We start from the raw sequence: 16,528 nt of genomic DNA on the forward strand, positions 1-16,528 counted from the left end.
CCGTTCGCGGTCTGCGGGTTGGTCAGGCGGCGAGCGGTGTGGACGAGCTCTGTTCCCAGGTGTGGTGGGCGAGTTCTTCGTGTCCTGCTCGGGTGCGTTCGCGGGCTTGTGCCGCTGCCGTGTTGGCGAGGAGTTGGTCACCGGTGGTGTGCCAGCCGGTGCCTGCGTAGGTGAGGAAGCCGATGACGAGGGTGGTTTCGTCGGTTTTGGTGTCAAGGTTTGCTTGACGGTGGAATGGCGTTGTTTCGGGGTGTCCCTCTGGCCTTGGGTGGCCGTCGTTGAGGGCTTGTGCGCGTCTGTAGGCGGCTCGTTCTTCGCGGATGGAGCCGAAGGTGATCGAGTAGCGGCAGGCTTTGGTGAGGAAGTGTCCGCCGAAGCCGAGCATGTGCGCCCACCTGCGCAATCCGGCCCATTCGGGTGTTTGGCCGAGGGTCCAGGCGGCGGCGATGAGGCGTTCGGGGTGGGTGCCGTGGGGGTTGGCGTACAGGTCGATGGTGTCGGGGGTGAGTCGCCGGGAGGTATGGCCGGTGACTTCGGTGCCTTTGGTGGAGTATTTGGCGAGGTATGCAGCGACGGCCTGATCGTCGAGGGCGTCGCCGGAAGCCGACAGGGTGATGGGTCGAATCTCGTGTTGGCCACCCCAGGCAATGGGCCAGCCGTCGAGGCGAGTGGGGTGGGAGTCGGTGGTGTAGGCGATGGTGGTGGCGGCCAGGGTGACGGCGGCGATGATGTCGTCGGTGGTGATGCCGTCTGGGGGTGCGGTGATGGCGTCGGGGTTGTCGGGGTCGATGCCGTCCAGGCGGAGCAGGATGTGGAAGTGAACTGCGCCGCGTGCTTGGTATTCGGCGGCTTTGCCGTGAGAGAGCCGGATTTTGGGCAGGCCGCGTTGCCGAGCGAGCTGGTTGAGGTGGCGTTCGGCGTGTTGTTTGGTGCGGCGCCAGAGTTCTCCGGCGTGGTGGTTCCAGACGACGTGGTGGGCGTGGTCGTAGCAGTCGGCGCAGAGGGGCCGGCCAAGCTGTTCATCACCGGCGGCGTGGCGTTGCCAGCAGACCAGCGGGATCCCGTGCGGGCAGGTCGGGGCGTCGCGGCGGGCGTGGCAAGGGGCCGCTCGGCAGGTGCAGCGGGTTTTGTCGCGGCAGGTGCAGTGGCGCACATTGCGGGTGTGGACGAGGCCGAAGGAGGGGGCGGTGAGGGTGGCGAAGACGGCCGGGTGGGTGCGGACGCTGTCGGGGATGGTTTTTCCGCCGACGAGTCCGGCGCGTACCAGGTGGTAGGCGTCGTGTTGGTAGGTGGTGGCGCAGGCGGGGCAGACGGTGTGGCGTCGGTTGCCGCAGGCTTTGTAGATGACGCCGTCCGGCAGGGTCGTGGTGTGCCGGTGGGCGAGGATCTCACCAGTGTGGGTGTTGACGGTGGCGAGAGTGCCGTGGAGGCGGATCGGGTTCGTGCAGGCGGCGGCTGATTCGACGTGGCGGAGCCAGTCGGGGTAGTCGGGGCGTGCGGCGCGTTCCAGGGCGGTGCGGACGTGCTGGCGGGGTTCGTGCGCGAAGGGGCTGGACAGGTGGAGTTCGGTGTTCGCCCCCACGCCCGGGGCCAGGGAAGCGGTCCCGGGAGTGAGAGCCAGCGCCGAAGCGATGTCGAGCTGGATGGGCATGGGTTAGTGCTGTCCTTCCAGGGCGGGAGTGGGCAAGTGCAAGACCGGCAAAGCCGGGGTCCGCTCCTGGAGGGTGCGGTCGTCGGTGTGCGCATGGTCCTGGCGCTCGTGGCCGAGGGGCGCTACCGCAGGTTGAGGCGTGGTTTCCGGCTCAGCTTCAGGTGTGGTGGCCGTTTGGGGTGTCGCGGGTTCGGTGGTGGTGCGAGAGAGCACCAGCTTGGTGAGAGCGAGAAAGGCCAGAGCGGGGATGGCGGCGATTAGCCATCCGGTGGGGTGGGGTTTAGCAACGGCGATCTGTGCCGCGATGGACAAGATGGCCGACGCGATGAGTACGGCCATCGGGTAGGCGATGGGTTGGCCGTTGCGCTTGCGGCGTCGGACTTCCAGGCCGGAGGCGGTGGGGGTGAGTTCGGAGATGACGGCGTTGGCCCAGCCGAACCATTCGCCAGTTCCTTCGGGGCTGTTGGCCATGGTCCAGTCGTGGACGTGGGTGAAAGAGGCTGCTCCGGCCATGAGGCCGACCAGAAGCAGGATGAGGAGCTGGACGCGCGATTCGAGCTGTTCGCCGCGTTGAGCGTGGTTCAGCTGCATGTGAACCTCCACTGGTCGTGGCAGTCGTTGCATTCGCCCAGGGAACGGGCGATGTAGTAGGGCTTCTCAAGCCCGCAGGTGGAGCAGATCCGCCGGGCTCGCAGTGCCTTGTCGAGGGCGGCGAGCTGTGCCGGGGTGGCAGTGCGCTTGGGTTTGGCGAGGTCTTCGCGGTAGAGATAGGCGACGCGTCTGCCACGACGCCAGATGATCTGTGCGGCGATGTCTTGGCCGCCGGGACGAAGCTGCTTGGCGCGTAGCTGACGGACCGTGAGCAGGCCGGGTGGGGCCCACCGGTAGGGGTAGGTGGGCAAACCACCGTGTCGGATGCCGTCCGGGTCGTAGTTATCCAGGTAGACACCCTTGGTCTGGGTGACGTAGTCGAGCTGCGGAATGCGGATGCCGGTCATCGGTTGTCACCGCCCCAGCGCTGTTGGGCGGCTTGGCGGGTGAGACCGAGGGGACGGGCGATGTCGGCCCAGGAGTAGCCGTGCTCGGCGCGGAGCTGGATGACGGCTTGGGCGATGGCGTGGTCGAGTTCGGCGACGACGCCGGTGAGGTCGGCGAGGGCTTCGATGTCGCCTTCGGCGATGCGCTTGGTGTAGGCGCGGATGATGCGCTTGAGGAAGGCGGCGTAGTCGGGGTTTTCGATGGAGCGGCTCATGATGCGCTCCGCTTGGTGCGACGAGCGCGCAGGGCTTTGTCGAGGGCGTCGAGCTGCTTGCTGGTGGGCTTGCGCTTGGGTAGCGCGCGGGTGATGTCGTAGAGGTAGGCGACGCGGCCGCCTTTGCGCCACAGGATCTTGGCGACGGGGGCTTGTCCGCCGGGGCGCAGGCCGAGGGCGGCGAGTTGGCGTCGGGTCTTCAGGTGCTTGGGGGCCCACTTCCAGGGGTAGGTGGGCAGGCCGTATTGGCTGCCGGTGGGGTCGTAGAAGACGACCCGGGTACCGGGGGTGGCGTTGAGCCGGTCGAGCTGCGGTATCCGGGCAGCCGACGCGGGAATAGAGTGCATGACAGTTCTGCTCCTTTGCTTGGTCGCTGGGAGTGGACTTAGGAGGCGGGGGCCGGAGATCTTTGGCGAGAGGTCCGGCCCTCGCTTGCGTGTGTCAGTCAGTGCCGTCAGGCAGGGTGATGGGGTCGCCGCAGCAGGCGCAGTGCCAGCCGTCGGCGGCCAGATAAGTAGAGCGGCACTCTCCGTCGCACAGGACGAATTCGGCGGTGCCGTGGCTGTCGGTGCCGACGGTGAGTTGCGGAGAGCCGCAGACCGGGCAGGCCACGATCCAGGAGATCAGGCACATGGCGAGCACCTCGGCGCAGGCGGGGCAGTAGCAGCGCGAGTTTTCGCGTCTGCCGATGAGCCAGCCGGAAGATGTCGCGTTCAGGATGGGGATCATGTTGGAGCAGCGGTTGTCGCACTGAACCATCCAGTTGCGAAGGTCGGGGCTGCCGTTGGCGTGGTAGGCCTTGTGGATCACAGCGGCCTCCAGTGGGGGTCGTCGTAGGCGGAGGCCGGCACGGTCATCGCGGTCAGTTCTTCGCCGTTGTCGATGTCGTTCTTGAGCCAGAACATGGGCAGGAGCCAGGTGCAGGGGCGGCTGAGTTCGTCGTACCAGCGGGTGTGGTCGATGATTTCCGGGCTTTCGAGCCAGGTGATTGCGGCGGTGGAGTCAGCGGTCATTGATGTACACCTCCCGGCACCAGGTGCATTCCAGGGCGCTTTCGCGGCCTCGGTCGGTGGTGATGGTGATTTCGATGAAGGTGTCATTGCTGCACTCGACGCAGCACAGGGCGAGCACCTCCAGGTCGTGGGGTGGCTGGTCGGGCCAGGGCACCTCACTCAGGGCCGGGACCGTGTCGTGGTCGTGGGGCATGGTGGTTCTCCGTTCAAGCGGCGAGTTGTATGGGGTGCGGATCGCCGTTGCGGCGGATCCAGGTGACGTAGTCGACGAGCTGGTGGATCTGCGCGTCGGTCAGGTAGGCGGCTTTGACCAGGTGGGGGATGCCGCCTTCGGCGATGAGGTAGAAGACGCCGGGGGTTTCCGGGCTGATGGCTTGGGCGTTGAATCCGGCCGAGGCCCAGCCGTGGCCGAGGATGATGTCGGAGCTGTTGGGGGTGGTGCAGCGGAAGGCTGCCCGGTAGCCGAACAGGTCGCGTAGCGAGGTGGGGATGATGTCCACGCTGGGGCGCTGGGTGGCGGCGATGACCGGCATGGCGCAGGCTCGGCCTCGGGCGACCAGGTCGCGGACGAGGGCGATGAACTCTTTCTGCTGCTCGGGTGTGCCGGTGGTGGCGGTGTAGTAGGCGAGTTCGTCGATGAAGATGCCGATGACTTTGATGAGGTCGCTCGGCAGGAACTTGCGGCGGCCGTTCGCCAGCAGCCAGGAGTAGCGTCGGTCCATCACCTTTTGCAGGCGCCGCAGGACGCGAAGGCCCTTGTCGATGTCGGGGCCGACGAAGACGCCGCCGGTTGCTTCGGCGGCTTCCATCCACATCCCCAGTTCGACCCATTTGGGGTCGAGCAGGACCGGGGTGAAGTCGTGGCACAGGAAGGCGTGCCCGACGAGGTTTTGGATCAGTACGGATTTGCCGCCGCCGGGTTCTCCGGCGTCCAGCAGGTTGTGGTAGACCAGGTCGAGGTAGACCGGGTTGCCGAATTCGTCGATCCCGATGAACACCGGGTCGAACATGGACATGGACGGCGCTACCGGGATCGTGTCCGGGAGTTCGGGAAGAGCCGCGTGCATGGCAGCGTCACCTCTTACGTGTCTGAAGGCGCGATGTGAAGTGCTACCGGGAGGGGCAAAACAAGGGGCTTCTCCCGGTAGCGGACGACGCGTCAGATCCAGTCGAGGTCAGGGTTTTCCGTAGCCGTCTTGGCGGGGATGCCGGTGACGGCCGGGGGTCGGCCGTTCTTCCTGGCCGGACGCTCGGTGGTGTCGGTGTCGTCGGTTTCCGGCACGTCAGCGAGATCGAGCTGAGCCGGAACAGTTGGGACCGGCCGGGGTAGGGCCGGAACGTCGGTCGGCAGGTCCTCGGTGAGGGGGGAGCCGACCAGGCCGCCGAGGACATCGCGGCGTTTGATGTCCAGGTAGATGGCGGCGGAGTTGGAGGTGTGGGCCTTGGTCACGGTGACCGAGGCGGCCCAGCAGGCGACGGCGATTCTGTCGAGCTGGTTTTCGATCTGCTCCAGGGACAGGCCGGGACGCAGCCAGACCCAGACGCGTTCTCCGACCGGGATGGGCTTGGCCAGGCCGATGAAGGGCAGGTGGCCGTGCCGGTCGGCGGGCAGGAAGGAGTTGAAGCAGGTGCGCAGGCGGTGCCGGACGATGAGGCACCACAGCAGCGCCAGCGTGTAGCGGCGCACGGCCGGGACGAGGCCGATGGAGGCGATGGTGCTGGCGTAGATGACGCCTGTGATGATTGGGTTGATCTGGTCTTGGAGGTACACCCAGCCGCCGATCAGCAGCATGGCGAGGGTGATTTCCGGCAGCCACCACCAGATGGCGCGCAGGACGGGCCAGATGGCGATGATGCAGGCGGTGATGCCGCCGATGATGGTGCCGGCTATCAGGCCGAGGGGCACGGCGGCGAGCGGGTGCAGGTGTTGGGTGGCGATGACGGCGGTGAAGGGGCCGACGATGGCCATCACCACGTAGAAGGTGATCTTTGCGGTGCGCAGGTAGCTGTACTGCACGTTCTGTTGGATCACCGTGACGGAGTTACCGCGACGGCCGATGCCGCCTCTGTTGTTGTGGCGCGTGCCGAAGGTACCCTTGGACATGGCTCTCCTCCTGTCGAGGGTGGGGGGTTGAGGCGGGACCGTGGCGTGTGGCAACAGGCACGGTCCCGCTCGTGCGTTCAGGAATCCGTGAGTCCTGACGCGACGGGTGAACGACGCCTACAGGGCGTCAGGTTCGAGGCTGAAGTACAGAATGCTCAGCTCTTGTATGCCGAACTCTCGCTTGATGCGGGTTTCGACGATGTGGGTGAAGACAGCCAGACGGCTAGTTCCCGATTGCGCGTCGATGGTGCCGGTGACAGTCGCTTGGGCAGTACCCAAGACCACGGTCATGAGATACATGTACCGCGTGGTGGTTTGCGTGTTGGCGTTCATGCAGTCTCCGTTTCAACGGACGCTGACTGCTGCTCCCGGGCCGGGATCAGCCTGGATGTGAACATCAGCGCCGATCCCGAATCTCCGGTTGGTTGCCTGGAGATGTGGCAACGAATCTCCAGGTGATCTCTTTGTGCGATCTTCGACGATTCAGCTGACGAAGATCAGGAATGCGGTCTACTTGGTGGCCGAAGCACCAGCGAGCTTGATGTCAGCCGCGCGGAAGGCCACGCCGTTGCGACCGTTGGTCGCCCAAGGCAGTGCCTCCAGCTTGAACAGGGCGACCTGAGAACCAACGGTCACCGTGGGCCTTTCACCGGCCGTAGTGACGTTGATCATCTCGCCGCCCGTCTCGTCCAGCGCCATGACCTGCGTGACCCACATCGGTCGGCCGGTCTCCCGCTCGGACTTCTGACGCCCGTTCTGGTCGGACTTCTCTACCGCTTCCTTCGTCACCATGAACGACTTGCCGGTGACGTCGATGAAGAGCTTCACAGAGCTCACCTCCGGATCGAGGGCTACACCGCCTCTCGGTGCACTCCCCTAATGGACTTGTCCTCTATAGGACTCTTGGAGAGTTACATGTGCCCCACTTCTCGTCAAGTCCTCTATAGGAATATGCTTGGTGTCGGAGGAAATCTGTGACTGACGAACTCGGTGCAAAGGCACCCAAGTACCACCGAATCGCCGATGAGCTGCGACGCGACATCAGAGATGGCGTCTATCGGCCAGGCGACCGCCTACCAGCAGAAACCACACTCCTCGATCGCTTCCGATCCCAGCTGCCAAGCCTGAGCTTGCCGACGCTGCGCCAGGCCATCGCACTACTGCGCGCCGAAGGTCTCATCGAGTCCCGGCACGGTGTGGGAACGTTCGTGAAGGAAAACCGACGCCTGCAACGCCGCTCTCGTTCGCGGTACGGCAGAGCAAGAAGTGACAAGAAGCTTCTGACCTCACACCTTGAGCACGAGATCACGTTCGCCGGTACTGGCCCAGTGCCACCACACATCGCCGAAGCGGCAGGTCTTGACGAAGGCACCCAGATGGTCATCCGGCGCCGGACTCTTCGAGATCGGGAGACCCGGAAACCTGAAGAGCTCGGAGCAAGCTACCTCCCAATGGAGTACGCCAACGGCACCTTCCTTGAGGAGCCTTCGGTCGTGCCCAAAGCGCTCTTTCTCTGCATGGAGGACCTCAGCGGCAAGCAGTACGCGCACGCTCAGGATCAGTGGCTGGTTCGTGTCCCCACCGCCACCGAAAGCGATCTCCTTGACTTGGCCACCGGCAGCCAGGTCATCCATGTAATCCACGTCGCACGAGCCCACGATGGGGCTCTCTTGGAGGTCTCAGAATCCGTCTGGCCTGCCGATCGCATCGTGATCATCGACGAATACCCGATCACGCAAGAACCGGAGCCTCCTGACGTGCCGTCCGACATTTAGAAGGATCATCATGGATCACACCACGATCGAGCGCGTGCCCGAGGTCCGTAACCACTGGTGGTGGCGGCCCGGCTGGCGCGAAGGACGGCACTACTACGCGTGCCATCTTTCTTTTGAAGACCAACCCGAGCTTCACAGCCTGGTTGATCGTTACCAGGAAGCGTTGAAGACCTTCCCTGTTCTAGATCTCATCCCGCGCCCCTGGCTGCATCTCACCATGCAGGGCATCGGATTCACGGACGAGATCAGCAACGAGATGGTGGAGAAGATCGAGGACGCTGTTCGATCGGAGCTACGACGGACAACTCCTCCTGTCGTAACCTTCCATCGGCCAGTCATCGTGCCGGAAGCCATCTACCTACCAGCCGTGCCTGCAACGCAGATCCAGGAACTCCGAGCAGCCTGCCGCACGGCCATCACAACGGCGCAGGCCATAGAACCTGACTCACGCCCGTACCGTCCGCATGTCAGCGTCGCATACGTCAACACGGAGAGCGCGACCGAACACATTGCACAGGCCCTCGACATGATCGACGCGGACCCTGTCGAGGTCACTCTCTCGCACGTGTCGCTCATGGTGTTCCACCGTGATCGACGCATGTATGAGTGGACGAAAGCAATCCACATCCCCATCGGTTCGCCCCGCCTTCCACATCGGGCCATCCATTACCTGTGAGAACTTTCTTCTCATACTTAAAGCGGCCCTGACCGGGCCGCACGCGCCGCCGACGCGACGCGGGCCGGGCACTCCACTTGAGCTCCATGCCCGACCCGCAGAACGCCGGTCGGCTGGCGCGGACGAGAGTCAGGGCCGCATGGGTAGCGCACTACTCGGGTTACGGGGTTGAGCTCATCAGCGCATGCGGCTGCGCGCCACGGGGCTGGCCTTACTGCAAGCCTCCGGCGGGGGCACTCCGGCTCCGGGCAGGCCGCGATTGTTCCGTGTCGGTTGGGTTGCGGTGGAACCTGCCCGCCTGCCGTCGTCCCAGGGGCAAGCCCTAGCAGACCAGCCGCGGGGCCGCCTCCGCTCCATCACGGCCCTGGCGCCGGGCGCACGGCAGGGCAGCCCCGCGGCTGGCCCGCTACCCAACGGGTGGGACGACGGCAGACGGGCAGGACAGGCGTCCACCGTCGGAGGCGGGGACGATGATAGATGGGGAAGACAGACGACGACGCCCAATATAAGCTGGATAGGGTATCTATTGGCCATTAGGCAATCCCCTATCAATCCATTAAAACTCCAAAGGCGCATATTAGTGAATCCTGAAACTATGCTTGCAGAGCAGCAGGCAATCGAAGAGCTCTTAAATCACAACGGGCGGATAATAGAAATTCGCCAAGAACTCAAAAGTGCTCGGACATATCGATTCATCTTCATAACAGTATGGGGTGCTACGGCCGCCCTGCTCCCTGTTGTTATATTGGCCAATATTTTCACATGGGGAAGATATGACATGACACGCATTAACATTGCGTGCGTGCCAACAGTAATAGTGCTGGCGATCATTTCAGGCATACTTCTATACAGAAACAGTGAGTCCGAACTCCCCTCGTGGGAATCGACATATATAAACGATAGGCGTCTCAGGCTCGAAATCGCTGTAGAAAGAAAACGGCTCTATGCTGCGCGAACGAATCTTACGCCTTCAACCTCTAGGCACATCTACCGAGAAGGTGTGTCGCAGATAATTGAACAATATAGAATTGGGCAAAGATACTATCGCCGCGTTCATAATCTCCTGCAATCTCTAATAATTGTTGGCTCTCTGGCGTCGTCTACCGTAGCCGGACTGGCCGAAATTGAAGGTTTTCAGAAATGGGTACTCGTAGGAACCACCTTTGCTGTAGGGATAGCTTCGGGATTCACTGGATACTTTAAATTCCGAGAGCGGGGATTCTATCTTCAGCAGACCGCCGATGCCATTGATGAAGAGAAAAGCAGTCTAGAACTCCGTATTGGCCGATATGGTGGAGAAAGGGATCCCGAAAATGCAATTGGAGAGTTTGCTACACGAGTCGAAGCGCTTAGGAGCGAACAAAGGAAGCGAGAGCAACAGCTGGATCAGCCAACTGAAAACACACAACACTAAAATAACTCAAAACGTGACCCTGACCGAACGAGTGACAAACTGCGTGACATCCGGGACGCTCAACGAGGTCTGGCCGTGCACGTCGGTGCACTCTGATTGCAGCCTCTACCTGCGCACACGCCTGATCATTAAGTCCGGCTGTCTGCTTCACACCGAAGAGGTCACTGGTTCGATCCCAGTATCGCCCACACAGGTCAAGGGCCACACCCCACACGCGGGGAGTGGCCCTTTTGATCTTCCGAGTGACTGTGTGCAGCTCCGCCGCCCGACGGTGGCCGAGCTCCGTCGCTGACGCCGGTGAGGATCGACGACCTCCTGACGGCGCTCTGACCTCGCTCTCGCCCTAGCGGCCGCGCAGGATGAGGCTCACCTGCCTGCGCGGGCGTTTGGCGGCCCACGCCGCCCGCTCGTTCACCTGCGGGAACGGCTCGGCCGGCACGGGCACGCCGAGGAACGCACACAGCGGCTCCCACCCGTCCCGCACATCGAACACCAGCAGCCGCCCGGCCGGCAGCGCCGCCTTGACCTCGGCGGTGTGCCGCTCGTACACGCCGAGCACGTGGTCGCGGTCGTCGACGCGGCCGTCGAAGATCCGGTCGATGACGGTGGCCCTGGCCATGCGCGGGTAGAGCGCGAAGTCCGGCGCCCGCCACGCGATCAGCCGGCGCACCACCCGGCGGCGCAGGGGCAGCCGCTGCCGCTCGGCCAGGGCGCTGCGGAAGATGGTCTCGCTGACGCTGTCGTACCAGCGGCCGGGGTCGCGCACGGTCAGGACGACCTTGGCGTCCGGGTAGTGTGCGGTCAGCTCGCGCCAGTACGCCGAGGCCGGCCAGTCGACCGCCGACTGGAAGCCGCGGAACACCTCGTCCCAGTCCTGTGAGCGCCCCTCGCCGACGTCGAGCCACTGCCGCACCCGGTACGGCTCGGCGATGACCGACGCCATGTGATAGCAGGGACCGTACCCCAGCAGTTCGAGCGCCGCCTTCAGCGACCGCGTGCCCGTCCGGCCGAAACCCGCGCCGATCACCTTCACGGAGTCCTCCCGCGTCTCGCATCTCTGATGCGCCTCTGATCCGCGCCCTCTACCGTGAGTTCAGTTCTACGACGACCCGCCCCGGATGCCCAGAGGAGCCGGCCATGCTCTTCCCGCACCCCCTGTTCGACGCGCTGCGCGCAGCGCCCGGCACCCCCGCCTTCGAGCACGCCGGCCGCACCGTCTCGCGAGGCGAGCTGCTGGACCTCATCCGGCGGCTGACGGGCGCGCTGGCCGACGCGGGGCTGGGTCCCGGCCGGGCGGTGGCCGTGCGCACCTCCGTCACGCCCGAGGCCTTCGCCGCCCACATGGCCGCGCACGCGCTCGGCTGCCGCGTCGTGGGCATCCGCCCCGGATACGCCCCCGGCCAGCTCGCCCACGTGCTCGGCATGGACGTGGACATGGTGCTCGTGGATCCGGCCACCGCGGCGCCCGAGCTGTTCACCAAGCCCGCGCTGTCGCTGGGCCCGTGCGCGGGGGCGGTCGACCTGCTGGCGCACCCCGACGACGGCCGCCCGCTCACGGTGCAGGCCCGGCCGGACGACGTGGCCGCGCTGGTGTTCACCAGCGGCAGCACCGGGCGGCCCAAGGGCTGCTCGATCACCTACCGGGCGCTGAGCGAGCACTGGGCGTGGCAGCCGCGTGCCTGGGGGCCGGTCGCGGCCGCCCTCGCCCGGGACTTCGAGCGTTATCTGCTGTTCGGCACGCTCGCCAGCATGGTCGTGCTCGAGTTCGTCGCGCCGTGCCTGCTGGGCGGCGGCACGGCCGTGATCCCGGAGGAGGACGGGCGGCCGCTGTTCCCGTACGCGATCGAGCGTCACCGCATCACCGGGTCCATCATCACCGTGCCGAGGCTGTTCCAGATGGTGCGCCTGCTGGAGGAGCAGCCGGCGGACGTCGGCAGCCTGCGGGCGCTCATGGTGTCCGGCTCGCCGATCAGCGCCAAGCGGCTGGCCGCGGCGGCCGAACGGCTCGGCCCCGTCGTCTACCAGGGCTACGGGCAGACCGAGGCAGGCAACGTCGCCATGCTCACGCCTGAGCACATCGCCGCGGGCCGCGGGCTGGACTCGGTGGGCCGGCCGCATCCCGGGGTCGAGATCAGCGTGCGTGACGAGGACGGCTGGGAGCTGCCGCCGGGCGAGACGGGCGAGATCCACGTACGCAGCCCGTACGTGATGTCCGGCTACTGGGGCGAGGAGGAGGAGACCCGCGACACGCTGCGGAACGGCTGGCTCAACACCCGCGACCTCGGTCACGTGGACGACGGCGGCTTCCTGCACCTGGCCGGGCGGACCCGCGACGCGATCATGGTCAACGCGATGGTCGTGTACGCGGGACCGATCGAGCGCGCCCTGGCCGCCCACCCCGACGTGGACGAGGCGTACGTGGCCGGCGCTCCCGACGAGGACACCGGTGAGGCCGTGCACGCGTTCGTCGTCCCGGCGCCCGGCCGCGTCCCGGACTCCGCCGTCCTGTCCGCGCTGGTCAGGGCCGAGCTCGGCGACGACAGCGTGCCCAAGACGATCACGATGGTGCCCGCCGTGCCCGTCGCCGCCAGCGGCAAGCCGGACAAGCGCGCCCTGCTGGCCCGGTTTCTCTGAGCAATCTCTGAGAATTGCCCGCCCACACTGATGTTGTCCTTTCAACCACCTTGCCGTGAGCGGAGGCGTCAGTGCCGGACAACGCCCTGGACTACCTGGTGATCGGCGCGGGCCCGGCGGGCCTGCAGCTGGGGTACTTCCTGCACCGGGCAGGTCACTCGTACCGGATCCTCGAGGCGGGGCCGGCGCCGAGCCAGTTCTTCCGGATCTTCCCCCGCCATCGCACGCTCATCTCGATCAACAAGAAGCACACCGGCTGGGACGACCCCGAGCTCAACCTCCGGATGGACTGGAACTCGCTGCTGTCGGACGACCCGGGCCTGCTGTTCACCCGCTACAGCGACCGGTACTTCCCGCACGCCGACGACATGGTCCGCTACCTCGCCGACTTCGCCGAGCGCACCGGGCTGCGGATCTCGTACGACGCCCGCGTGGTCCGCGTCGAGCGGCCCCATGATCAGCGCGGGGCGTTCGTGGTGACCGACGAGCAGGGCCGCAGGTACGAGGCGCGACGGGTGATCGTCGCGACCGGCGTCACCCGCCCCAACCTCCCGCCCATCCCGGGCATCGAGACCGCCGACCGGTACGGCACCGCCTCCACCGACCCGGCGGACTACGTGAACCAGCGGGTGCTCATCATCGGCAAGGGCAACTCCGCGTTCGAGACGGCTGACAACCTCCTCGAGACCGCCGCGGTCATCCACGTCGCCGGCCCTCGTTCCGTCCGCATGGCCTGGCGCACCCACTACGTCGGCCACCTGCGCGCGGTCAACAACGGCCTGCTCGACACCTACCAGCTCAAGTCCCAGAACGCCCTGCTCGACGGCGACGTCAGGAACATCGCGCGCACGCCCGACGGCACCTACCTGGTCACGGTGGCCTTCGCCCGCGTCAACGAGGTCACCAAGGACATCCCGTACGACCGGGTGATCGTCTGCACCGGCTTCCGCTTCGACGCCTCGATCTTCGCCGACGACTGCCGGCCCGAGCTGGTGATCAACAACAGGTTCCCCGCGCTCACCCCCGCCTACGAGTCCGTCAACGTGCCCGGCCTGTACTTCGCCGGCACGATCACCCAGTCCCGCGACTTCAAACGCGGCACCAGCGGCTTCATCCACGGTTTCCGGTACGGCGCCCGCGCCCTCCACCGCATCCTGGAATCCCGCTACCACGGCGTCCCGTGGCCCGCCAGGATCCTCCCGGCCGAGCCAGGGCCGCTCGCGGCCGCCGTCATCGACCGGGTCAACCGCACCTCGGCCCTGTGGCAGCAGTTCGGGCTGCTGGCGGACGTGATCGTCATCGACGGAGCTCGCGGTGACGGCACCGCCCGTTACCTGGAGGAGCTGCCGTACGACCTGCAGGGCCCGCCGATCGGCGACCGCGGCCACTTCACCATCACCCTGGAGTACGGTCCCGACCACGACAAGGTGGACCCGTTCGACATCGAGGTGGCCCGCATCAGCCAGAGCGACGCGGCTCGCGCCCACGAGGGCCACTACCTGCACCCCGTGGTGCGGCACCACCGGCCGGGCAAGCCGCCGCTCGCCCACCACATCACGGAGAACCTGGAGAACGAGTGGACGTCCGAGGAGGTCCACGTCGAGCCGCTCCGGGCCTTCTTCGCCCGCCAGACCGCCTCCGTACCGGTCTGATCATGGACCAGTGGACCCTGCGCGGGTTCGAGGCCGAGGCCCGGGCCCGGCTCGAACCCGCGCACTACGACTACTTCGCCGGCGGCGCCGGGGACGAGGTCACGGTGCGGGCCAACGAGGCCGCCTTCGCCCGGCTCGCCCTGGTGCCGCGGGTGCTGCGCGGCGCCGCGAAGCTCCAGACCGACGTCACCCTGCTGGGCAGCCGCGCGGCCATGCCGGTGCTGGTGGCGCCGACCGCGTTCCACCGGCTCGCCGACCCCGAGGGCGAGCGGGCCACGGCCAGGGCGGTCGCCGCCGCCGAGACCATCATGATCGTCAGCATGGCCGCGACCGTCGCCATCGAGGACGTGGCGGCCGCGGCGCCGGGCGCCGAGCTCTGGTTCCAGCTGTACATCCAGCCCGACCTGGCCTTCACCGAGAAGATCGTGCGGCGTGCCGCGGCGGCCGGCTGCAAGGCGCTGGTCGTCACCGTGGACTCGCCCGTGCTCGGGCGGCGTGAGCGGGATCTGCGCAACGGCTTCCACGACCTGCCCGAGCACCTGTGCTGCGAGAACCTCAGAGACGGGGACCGGGTGCGGCCCATCGTCATGACTCCCGAGCTGTCGTGGGAGCACATCGACCGGCTCAGGGAGATGACGTCGCTGCCGATCGTGCTGAAGGGCATCACGCACCCGGCCGACGCCCGCCTCGCGCTCGACCACCACGCGTCGGCGATCATGGTGTCGAACCACGGCGGCCGCCAGCTCGACACCGCACCGGCCACGATCGACCTGCTGCCCGGCGTCGTCGCGGCCGTCGGCGGCGCCATGCCCGTCCTGCTGGACGGCGGCGTGCGGCGCGGCACCGACGTGCTCAAGGCCCTGGCGCTGGGCGCCGCCGCGGTCGCGGTCGGCCGGCCGGTCATCTGGGGTCTCGCGGCGGACGGACAGCGCGGGGTGTCGCGGGTGCTCGGCCTGCTCCGCGCGGAGATCGAGCACGCGCTCGTCCTGTGCGGCCGCGCGTCCATCCACGAGCTCGGCCCGGACATGGTGCGGCCATGGTGATCGCGATCGCCCTGGCGGTGGCCGTGCTGGCGAGCCTGCCGTGGTGGTTGCCCGGCCGCGTCGTCGCGCTGCGGGTGAAGGTCTTCAACCGCATCAACGGTGACGAGGACATTTCCGTACCTGGCGACCTGGTCGGTGTCGACCGGTTCAAGGAGGTCTACTCGCACCCGATGGCCGGCGGGCGCAGCAGGGGCGCGGCGCTGTCGGACCTGTTCTGGTACTGGCTGTCGCCCGGTCCCGAGATGCACCAGGAGCACCTGGAGGCGGGCGATCGCTACGACGCCGTGGCCAAGACCACCCGCGGGCTGCTCGCGGTGCCGCGCGCCGAGGCCGAGGAGCTCGCCCGCCGCTGCGCCGCCCGCACGCTGGACGGCGTTCAGGGCGAGGTGCGGCTGCGGGACCTGATGATGCCGATCTGGGCGGAGTTCTCCTACGAGCTGGTCTTCGCCGAGCCGTGCCCGCGCGAAGCCAGGGAGCTGATCGTCGGCAACGCCGACGACGTCGTCACCGCGCTCAAGTGCTGCGGCCTGCGCCACATGGAGCGCCGCCACCGCCTCACCCGCTACCTGCTCGGGCGGCTCTCCCGCGTCCGCATCCCGCTGCCGGCCGATCTGTCACCGCAAGAGCAGGCCTTCTATCTGCAGGGCACGTTCTTCAACACCGCCGTCGTGCAGATGTCGGAGGCCATGGCCCACGTGCTGATGGTCCTCGCCCAGCACCGGGAGGTCCAGGAGCGGGCCCGGCACGCCGGCCCCCGCTACCTCGACCACGTGATCGCCGAGACCCTGCGGCTCTACCCGTTGTTCGGCATCGCGCACCGCATCACCACCGGTGACATCGAGCTCGGCGAGCACACCACGATCCCCGCCGGGTCCGTGCTCTGCTTCAACTACCCGGCCTTCCACCAGGCCGGCGTGGCGTACCCGGACCGCTTCGACCCCGGCCGGTTTGAGCAGCCGGCCAAGGAGCTCAACCACATCCCGTTCGGCGTCGCCGCCAACCGTCCGTGTCCCGCGTGGCGGCTGGCGCCGATCATGATGCGCGCCGCCACCCGGGAGGTCCTGGGCAGGTACGCCCTCGCCTCGTCCGCCGCCCACACCCGGTCCCTGCCCAATCGGGGACCGTGCCTGCTCACCCCGTTGAACACTCCCGAACCCGCCCGCCCGAGCCCGGCGGCGCTGGCCTGGATGCGCCTGCGCGACCGCTGGGAGGACGTCTGGCGCAGCCTGGTCCAGCTCGTCCTCGGCACCTACATGGTGTGGGACGCGCGCAGGCGGCGCCTGTGCGAGCGCTACTTCCTCGACCGTTGAGCGG

20 protein-coding genes are annotated in these 16,528 nt (G+C 66.7%); 7 read left to right on the forward strand and 13 right to left on the reverse strand.

All coding sequences use genetic code 11. The annotated features are described in order from the left end of the window. Window positions 1-22: 22 nt before the first annotated feature. The 12 genes from OHA25_RS31980 to OHA25_RS32035 form a co-directional block, all read right to left on the reverse strand. The gene (locus OHA25_RS31980) at window positions 23-1,651 is read right to left on the reverse strand and encodes a replication initiator (RefSeq protein WP_327580665.1); all 1,629 of its coding nucleotides are present in this window, start codon (window positions 1,649-1,651) and stop codon (window positions 23-25) included. A gap of 3 nt (window positions 1,652-1,654) precedes the next feature. Then, a complete protein-coding gene (locus tag OHA25_RS31985) occupies window positions 1,655-2,242 on the reverse strand; it encodes a hypothetical protein (RefSeq protein WP_327580666.1) in 588 nt (195 codons plus the stop codon). Then, the gene (locus OHA25_RS31990; RefSeq protein WP_327580667.1) at window positions 2,233-2,649 is read right to left on the reverse strand and encodes an RRQRL motif-containing zinc-binding protein; all 417 of its coding nucleotides are present in this window, start codon (window positions 2,647-2,649) and stop codon (window positions 2,233-2,235) included. The genes OHA25_RS31985 and OHA25_RS31990 overlap by 10 nt, the downstream gene beginning before the upstream one ends. Further along, on the reverse strand, window positions 2,646-2,903 hold the full coding sequence (locus OHA25_RS31995) for a hypothetical protein (protein ID WP_327580668.1): 258 nt from the start codon (window positions 2,901-2,903) through the stop codon (window positions 2,646-2,648). Before OHA25_RS31995 ends, OHA25_RS31990 begins: the two co-directional genes overlap by 4 nt. Next, window positions 2,900-3,250 carry an RRQRL motif-containing zinc-binding protein gene (locus OHA25_RS32000; RefSeq protein WP_327580669.1) on the reverse strand — a complete coding sequence of 117 codons (351 nt, stop codon included), beginning with the start codon at window positions 3,248-3,250 and terminating at the stop codon, window positions 2,900-2,902. The genes OHA25_RS31995 and OHA25_RS32000 overlap by 4 nt, the downstream gene beginning before the upstream one ends. A 94-nt stretch (window positions 3,251-3,344) precedes the next feature. Then, the gene (locus OHA25_RS32005) at window positions 3,345-3,713 is read right to left on the reverse strand and encodes a hypothetical protein (protein ID WP_327580670.1); all 369 of its coding nucleotides are present in this window, start codon (window positions 3,711-3,713) and stop codon (window positions 3,345-3,347) included. Continuing rightward, on the reverse strand, window positions 3,710-3,916 hold the full coding sequence (locus tag OHA25_RS32010) for a hypothetical protein (protein WP_327580671.1): 207 nt from the start codon (window positions 3,914-3,916) through the stop codon (window positions 3,710-3,712). Before OHA25_RS32010 ends, OHA25_RS32005 begins: the two co-directional genes overlap by 4 nt. Next, entirely contained in the window at window positions 3,906-4,109 is a 204-nt protein-coding gene (locus OHA25_RS32015) for a hypothetical protein (protein WP_327580672.1), read from the reverse strand. Before OHA25_RS32015 ends, OHA25_RS32010 begins: the two co-directional genes overlap by 11 nt. A gap of 13 nt (window positions 4,110-4,122) precedes the next feature. After that, window positions 4,123-4,983 (reverse strand): FtsK/SpoIIIE domain-containing protein, encoded by an 861-nt coding sequence (locus OHA25_RS32020; RefSeq protein WP_327580673.1) that lies wholly within the window; start codon window positions 4,981-4,983, stop codon window positions 4,123-4,125. Between the two features lie 92 nt (window positions 4,984-5,075). Beyond that, window positions 5,076-6,020, reverse strand: coding sequence for a hypothetical protein (locus tag OHA25_RS32025; protein ID WP_327580674.1), 945 nt, complete (start codon window positions 6,018-6,020; stop codon window positions 5,076-5,078). Window positions 6,021-6,137: 117 nt separating this feature from the next. Further along, window positions 6,138-6,353: a hypothetical protein gene (locus OHA25_RS32030; protein WP_327580675.1), complete on the reverse strand. Its 216-nt coding sequence runs from the start codon at window positions 6,351-6,353 to the stop codon at window positions 6,138-6,140. Window positions 6,354-6,530: 177 nt separating this feature from the next. After that, window positions 6,531-6,848, reverse strand: coding sequence for a hypothetical protein (locus OHA25_RS32035; protein WP_327580676.1), 318 nt, complete (start codon window positions 6,846-6,848; stop codon window positions 6,531-6,533). A gap of 146 nt (window positions 6,849-6,994) precedes the next feature. On the opposite strand from OHA25_RS32035, the gene OHA25_RS32040 reads away from it, so the two are divergent. The 3 genes from OHA25_RS32040 (at window position 6,995) to OHA25_RS32050 (ending at window position 9,885) form a co-directional block, all read left to right on the forward strand. After that, window positions 6,995-7,795: a GntR family transcriptional regulator gene (locus tag OHA25_RS32040; protein WP_327580677.1), complete on the forward strand. Its 801-nt coding sequence runs from the start codon at window positions 6,995-6,997 to the stop codon at window positions 7,793-7,795. A gap of 10 nt (window positions 7,796-7,805) precedes the next feature. Then, window positions 7,806-8,471 carry a 2'-5' RNA ligase family protein gene (locus tag OHA25_RS32045; RefSeq protein WP_327580678.1) on the forward strand — a complete coding sequence of 222 codons (666 nt, stop codon included), beginning with the start codon at window positions 7,806-7,808 and terminating at the stop codon, window positions 8,469-8,471. A gap of 595 nt (window positions 8,472-9,066) precedes the next feature. Beyond that, window positions 9,067-9,885 (forward strand): SLATT domain-containing protein, encoded by an 819-nt coding sequence (locus OHA25_RS32050; RefSeq protein ID WP_327580679.1) that lies wholly within the window; start codon window positions 9,067-9,069, stop codon window positions 9,883-9,885. 343 nt (window positions 9,886-10,228) lie between these two features. Here OHA25_RS32050 and OHA25_RS32055 read toward each other — a convergent pair whose 3' ends face one another. Further along, window positions 10,229-10,918: a sulfotransferase family protein gene (locus tag OHA25_RS32055; protein WP_327580680.1), complete on the reverse strand. Its 690-nt coding sequence runs from the start codon at window positions 10,916-10,918 to the stop codon at window positions 10,229-10,231. 104 nt (window positions 10,919-11,022) lie between these two features. Between OHA25_RS32055 and OHA25_RS32060 the strand changes: the two genes are divergently transcribed. The 4 genes from OHA25_RS32060 (at window position 11,023) to OHA25_RS32075 (ending at window position 16,524) form a co-directional block, all read left to right on the forward strand. Further along, the gene (locus tag OHA25_RS32060) at window positions 11,023-12,519 is read left to right on the forward strand and encodes a class I adenylate-forming enzyme family protein (protein ID WP_327580681.1); all 1,497 of its coding nucleotides are present in this window, start codon (window positions 11,023-11,025) and stop codon (window positions 12,517-12,519) included. Between the two features lie 71 nt (window positions 12,520-12,590). Further along, window positions 12,591-14,171 (forward strand): NAD(P)-binding domain-containing protein, encoded by a 1,581-nt coding sequence (locus OHA25_RS32065; protein ID WP_327580682.1) that lies wholly within the window; start codon window positions 12,591-12,593, stop codon window positions 14,169-14,171. A 2-nt stretch (window positions 14,172-14,173) separates the two neighbouring features. Then, window positions 14,174-15,214, forward strand: a complete 1,041-nt coding sequence (locus tag OHA25_RS32070; protein WP_327580683.1) for an alpha-hydroxy acid oxidase — start codon at window positions 14,174-14,176, stop codon at window positions 15,212-15,214. After that, entirely contained in the window at window positions 15,208-16,524 is a 1,317-nt protein-coding gene (locus OHA25_RS32075) for a cytochrome P450 (protein WP_327580684.1), read from the forward strand. Before OHA25_RS32070 ends, OHA25_RS32075 begins: the two co-directional genes overlap by 7 nt. Window positions 16,525-16,528 lie beyond the last annotated feature (4 nt).

It is taken from the genome of Nonomuraea sp. NBC_00507 (assembly GCF_036013525.1).
In the GTDB taxonomy this organism is placed as follows: Bacteria; Actinomycetota; Actinomycetes; order Streptosporangiales; family Streptosporangiaceae; genus Nonomuraea.

Excerpts from the sequence above, each read along its gene's own strand:
- OHA25_RS31980 (WP_327580665.1), bottom strand. The coding sequence starts at position 1,651 with ATGCCCATCCAGCTCGACATCGCTTCGGCGCTGGCTCTCACTCCCGGG.
- OHA25_RS31985 (WP_327580666.1), bottom strand. The coding sequence starts at position 2,242 with ATGCAGCTGAACCACGCTCAACGCGGCGAACAGCTCGAATCGCGCGTC.
- OHA25_RS31990 (WP_327580667.1), bottom strand. The coding sequence starts at position 2,649 with ATGACCGGCATCCGCATTCCGCAGCTCGACTACGTCACCCAGACCAAG.
- OHA25_RS31995 (WP_327580668.1), bottom strand. The coding sequence starts at position 2,903 with ATGAGCCGCTCCATCGAAAACCCCGACTACGCCGCCTTCCTCAAGCGC.
- OHA25_RS32000 (WP_327580669.1), bottom strand. The coding sequence starts at position 3,250 with ATGCACTCTATTCCCGCGTCGGCTGCCCGGATACCGCAGCTCGACCGG.
- OHA25_RS32010 (WP_327580671.1), bottom strand. The coding sequence starts at position 3,916 with ATGACCGCTGACTCCACCGCCGCAATCACCTGGCTCGAAAGCCCGGAA.
- OHA25_RS32015 (WP_327580672.1), bottom strand. The coding sequence starts at position 4,109 with ATGCCCCACGACCACGACACGGTCCCGGCCCTGAGTGAGGTGCCCTGG.
- OHA25_RS32020 (WP_327580673.1), bottom strand. The coding sequence starts at position 4,983 with ATGCACGCGGCTCTTCCCGAACTCCCGGACACGATCCCGGTAGCGCCG.
- OHA25_RS32025 (WP_327580674.1), bottom strand. The coding sequence starts at position 6,020 with ATGTCCAAGGGTACCTTCGGCACGCGCCACAACAACAGAGGCGGCATC.
- OHA25_RS32030 (WP_327580675.1), bottom strand. The coding sequence starts at position 6,353 with ATGAACGCCAACACGCAAACCACCACGCGGTACATGTATCTCATGACC.
- OHA25_RS32045 (WP_327580678.1), top strand. The coding sequence starts at position 7,806 with ATGGATCACACCACGATCGAGCGCGTGCCCGAGGTCCGTAACCACTGG.
- OHA25_RS32050 (WP_327580679.1), top strand. The coding sequence starts at position 9,067 with ATGCTTGCAGAGCAGCAGGCAATCGAAGAGCTCTTAAATCACAACGGG.
- OHA25_RS32060 (WP_327580681.1), top strand. The coding sequence starts at position 11,023 with ATGCTCTTCCCGCACCCCCTGTTCGACGCGCTGCGCGCAGCGCCCGGC.
- OHA25_RS32070 (WP_327580683.1), top strand. The coding sequence starts at position 14,174 with ATGGACCAGTGGACCCTGCGCGGGTTCGAGGCCGAGGCCCGGGCCCGG.
- OHA25_RS32075 (WP_327580684.1), top strand. The coding sequence starts at position 15,208 with ATGGTGATCGCGATCGCCCTGGCGGTGGCCGTGCTGGCGAGCCTGCCG.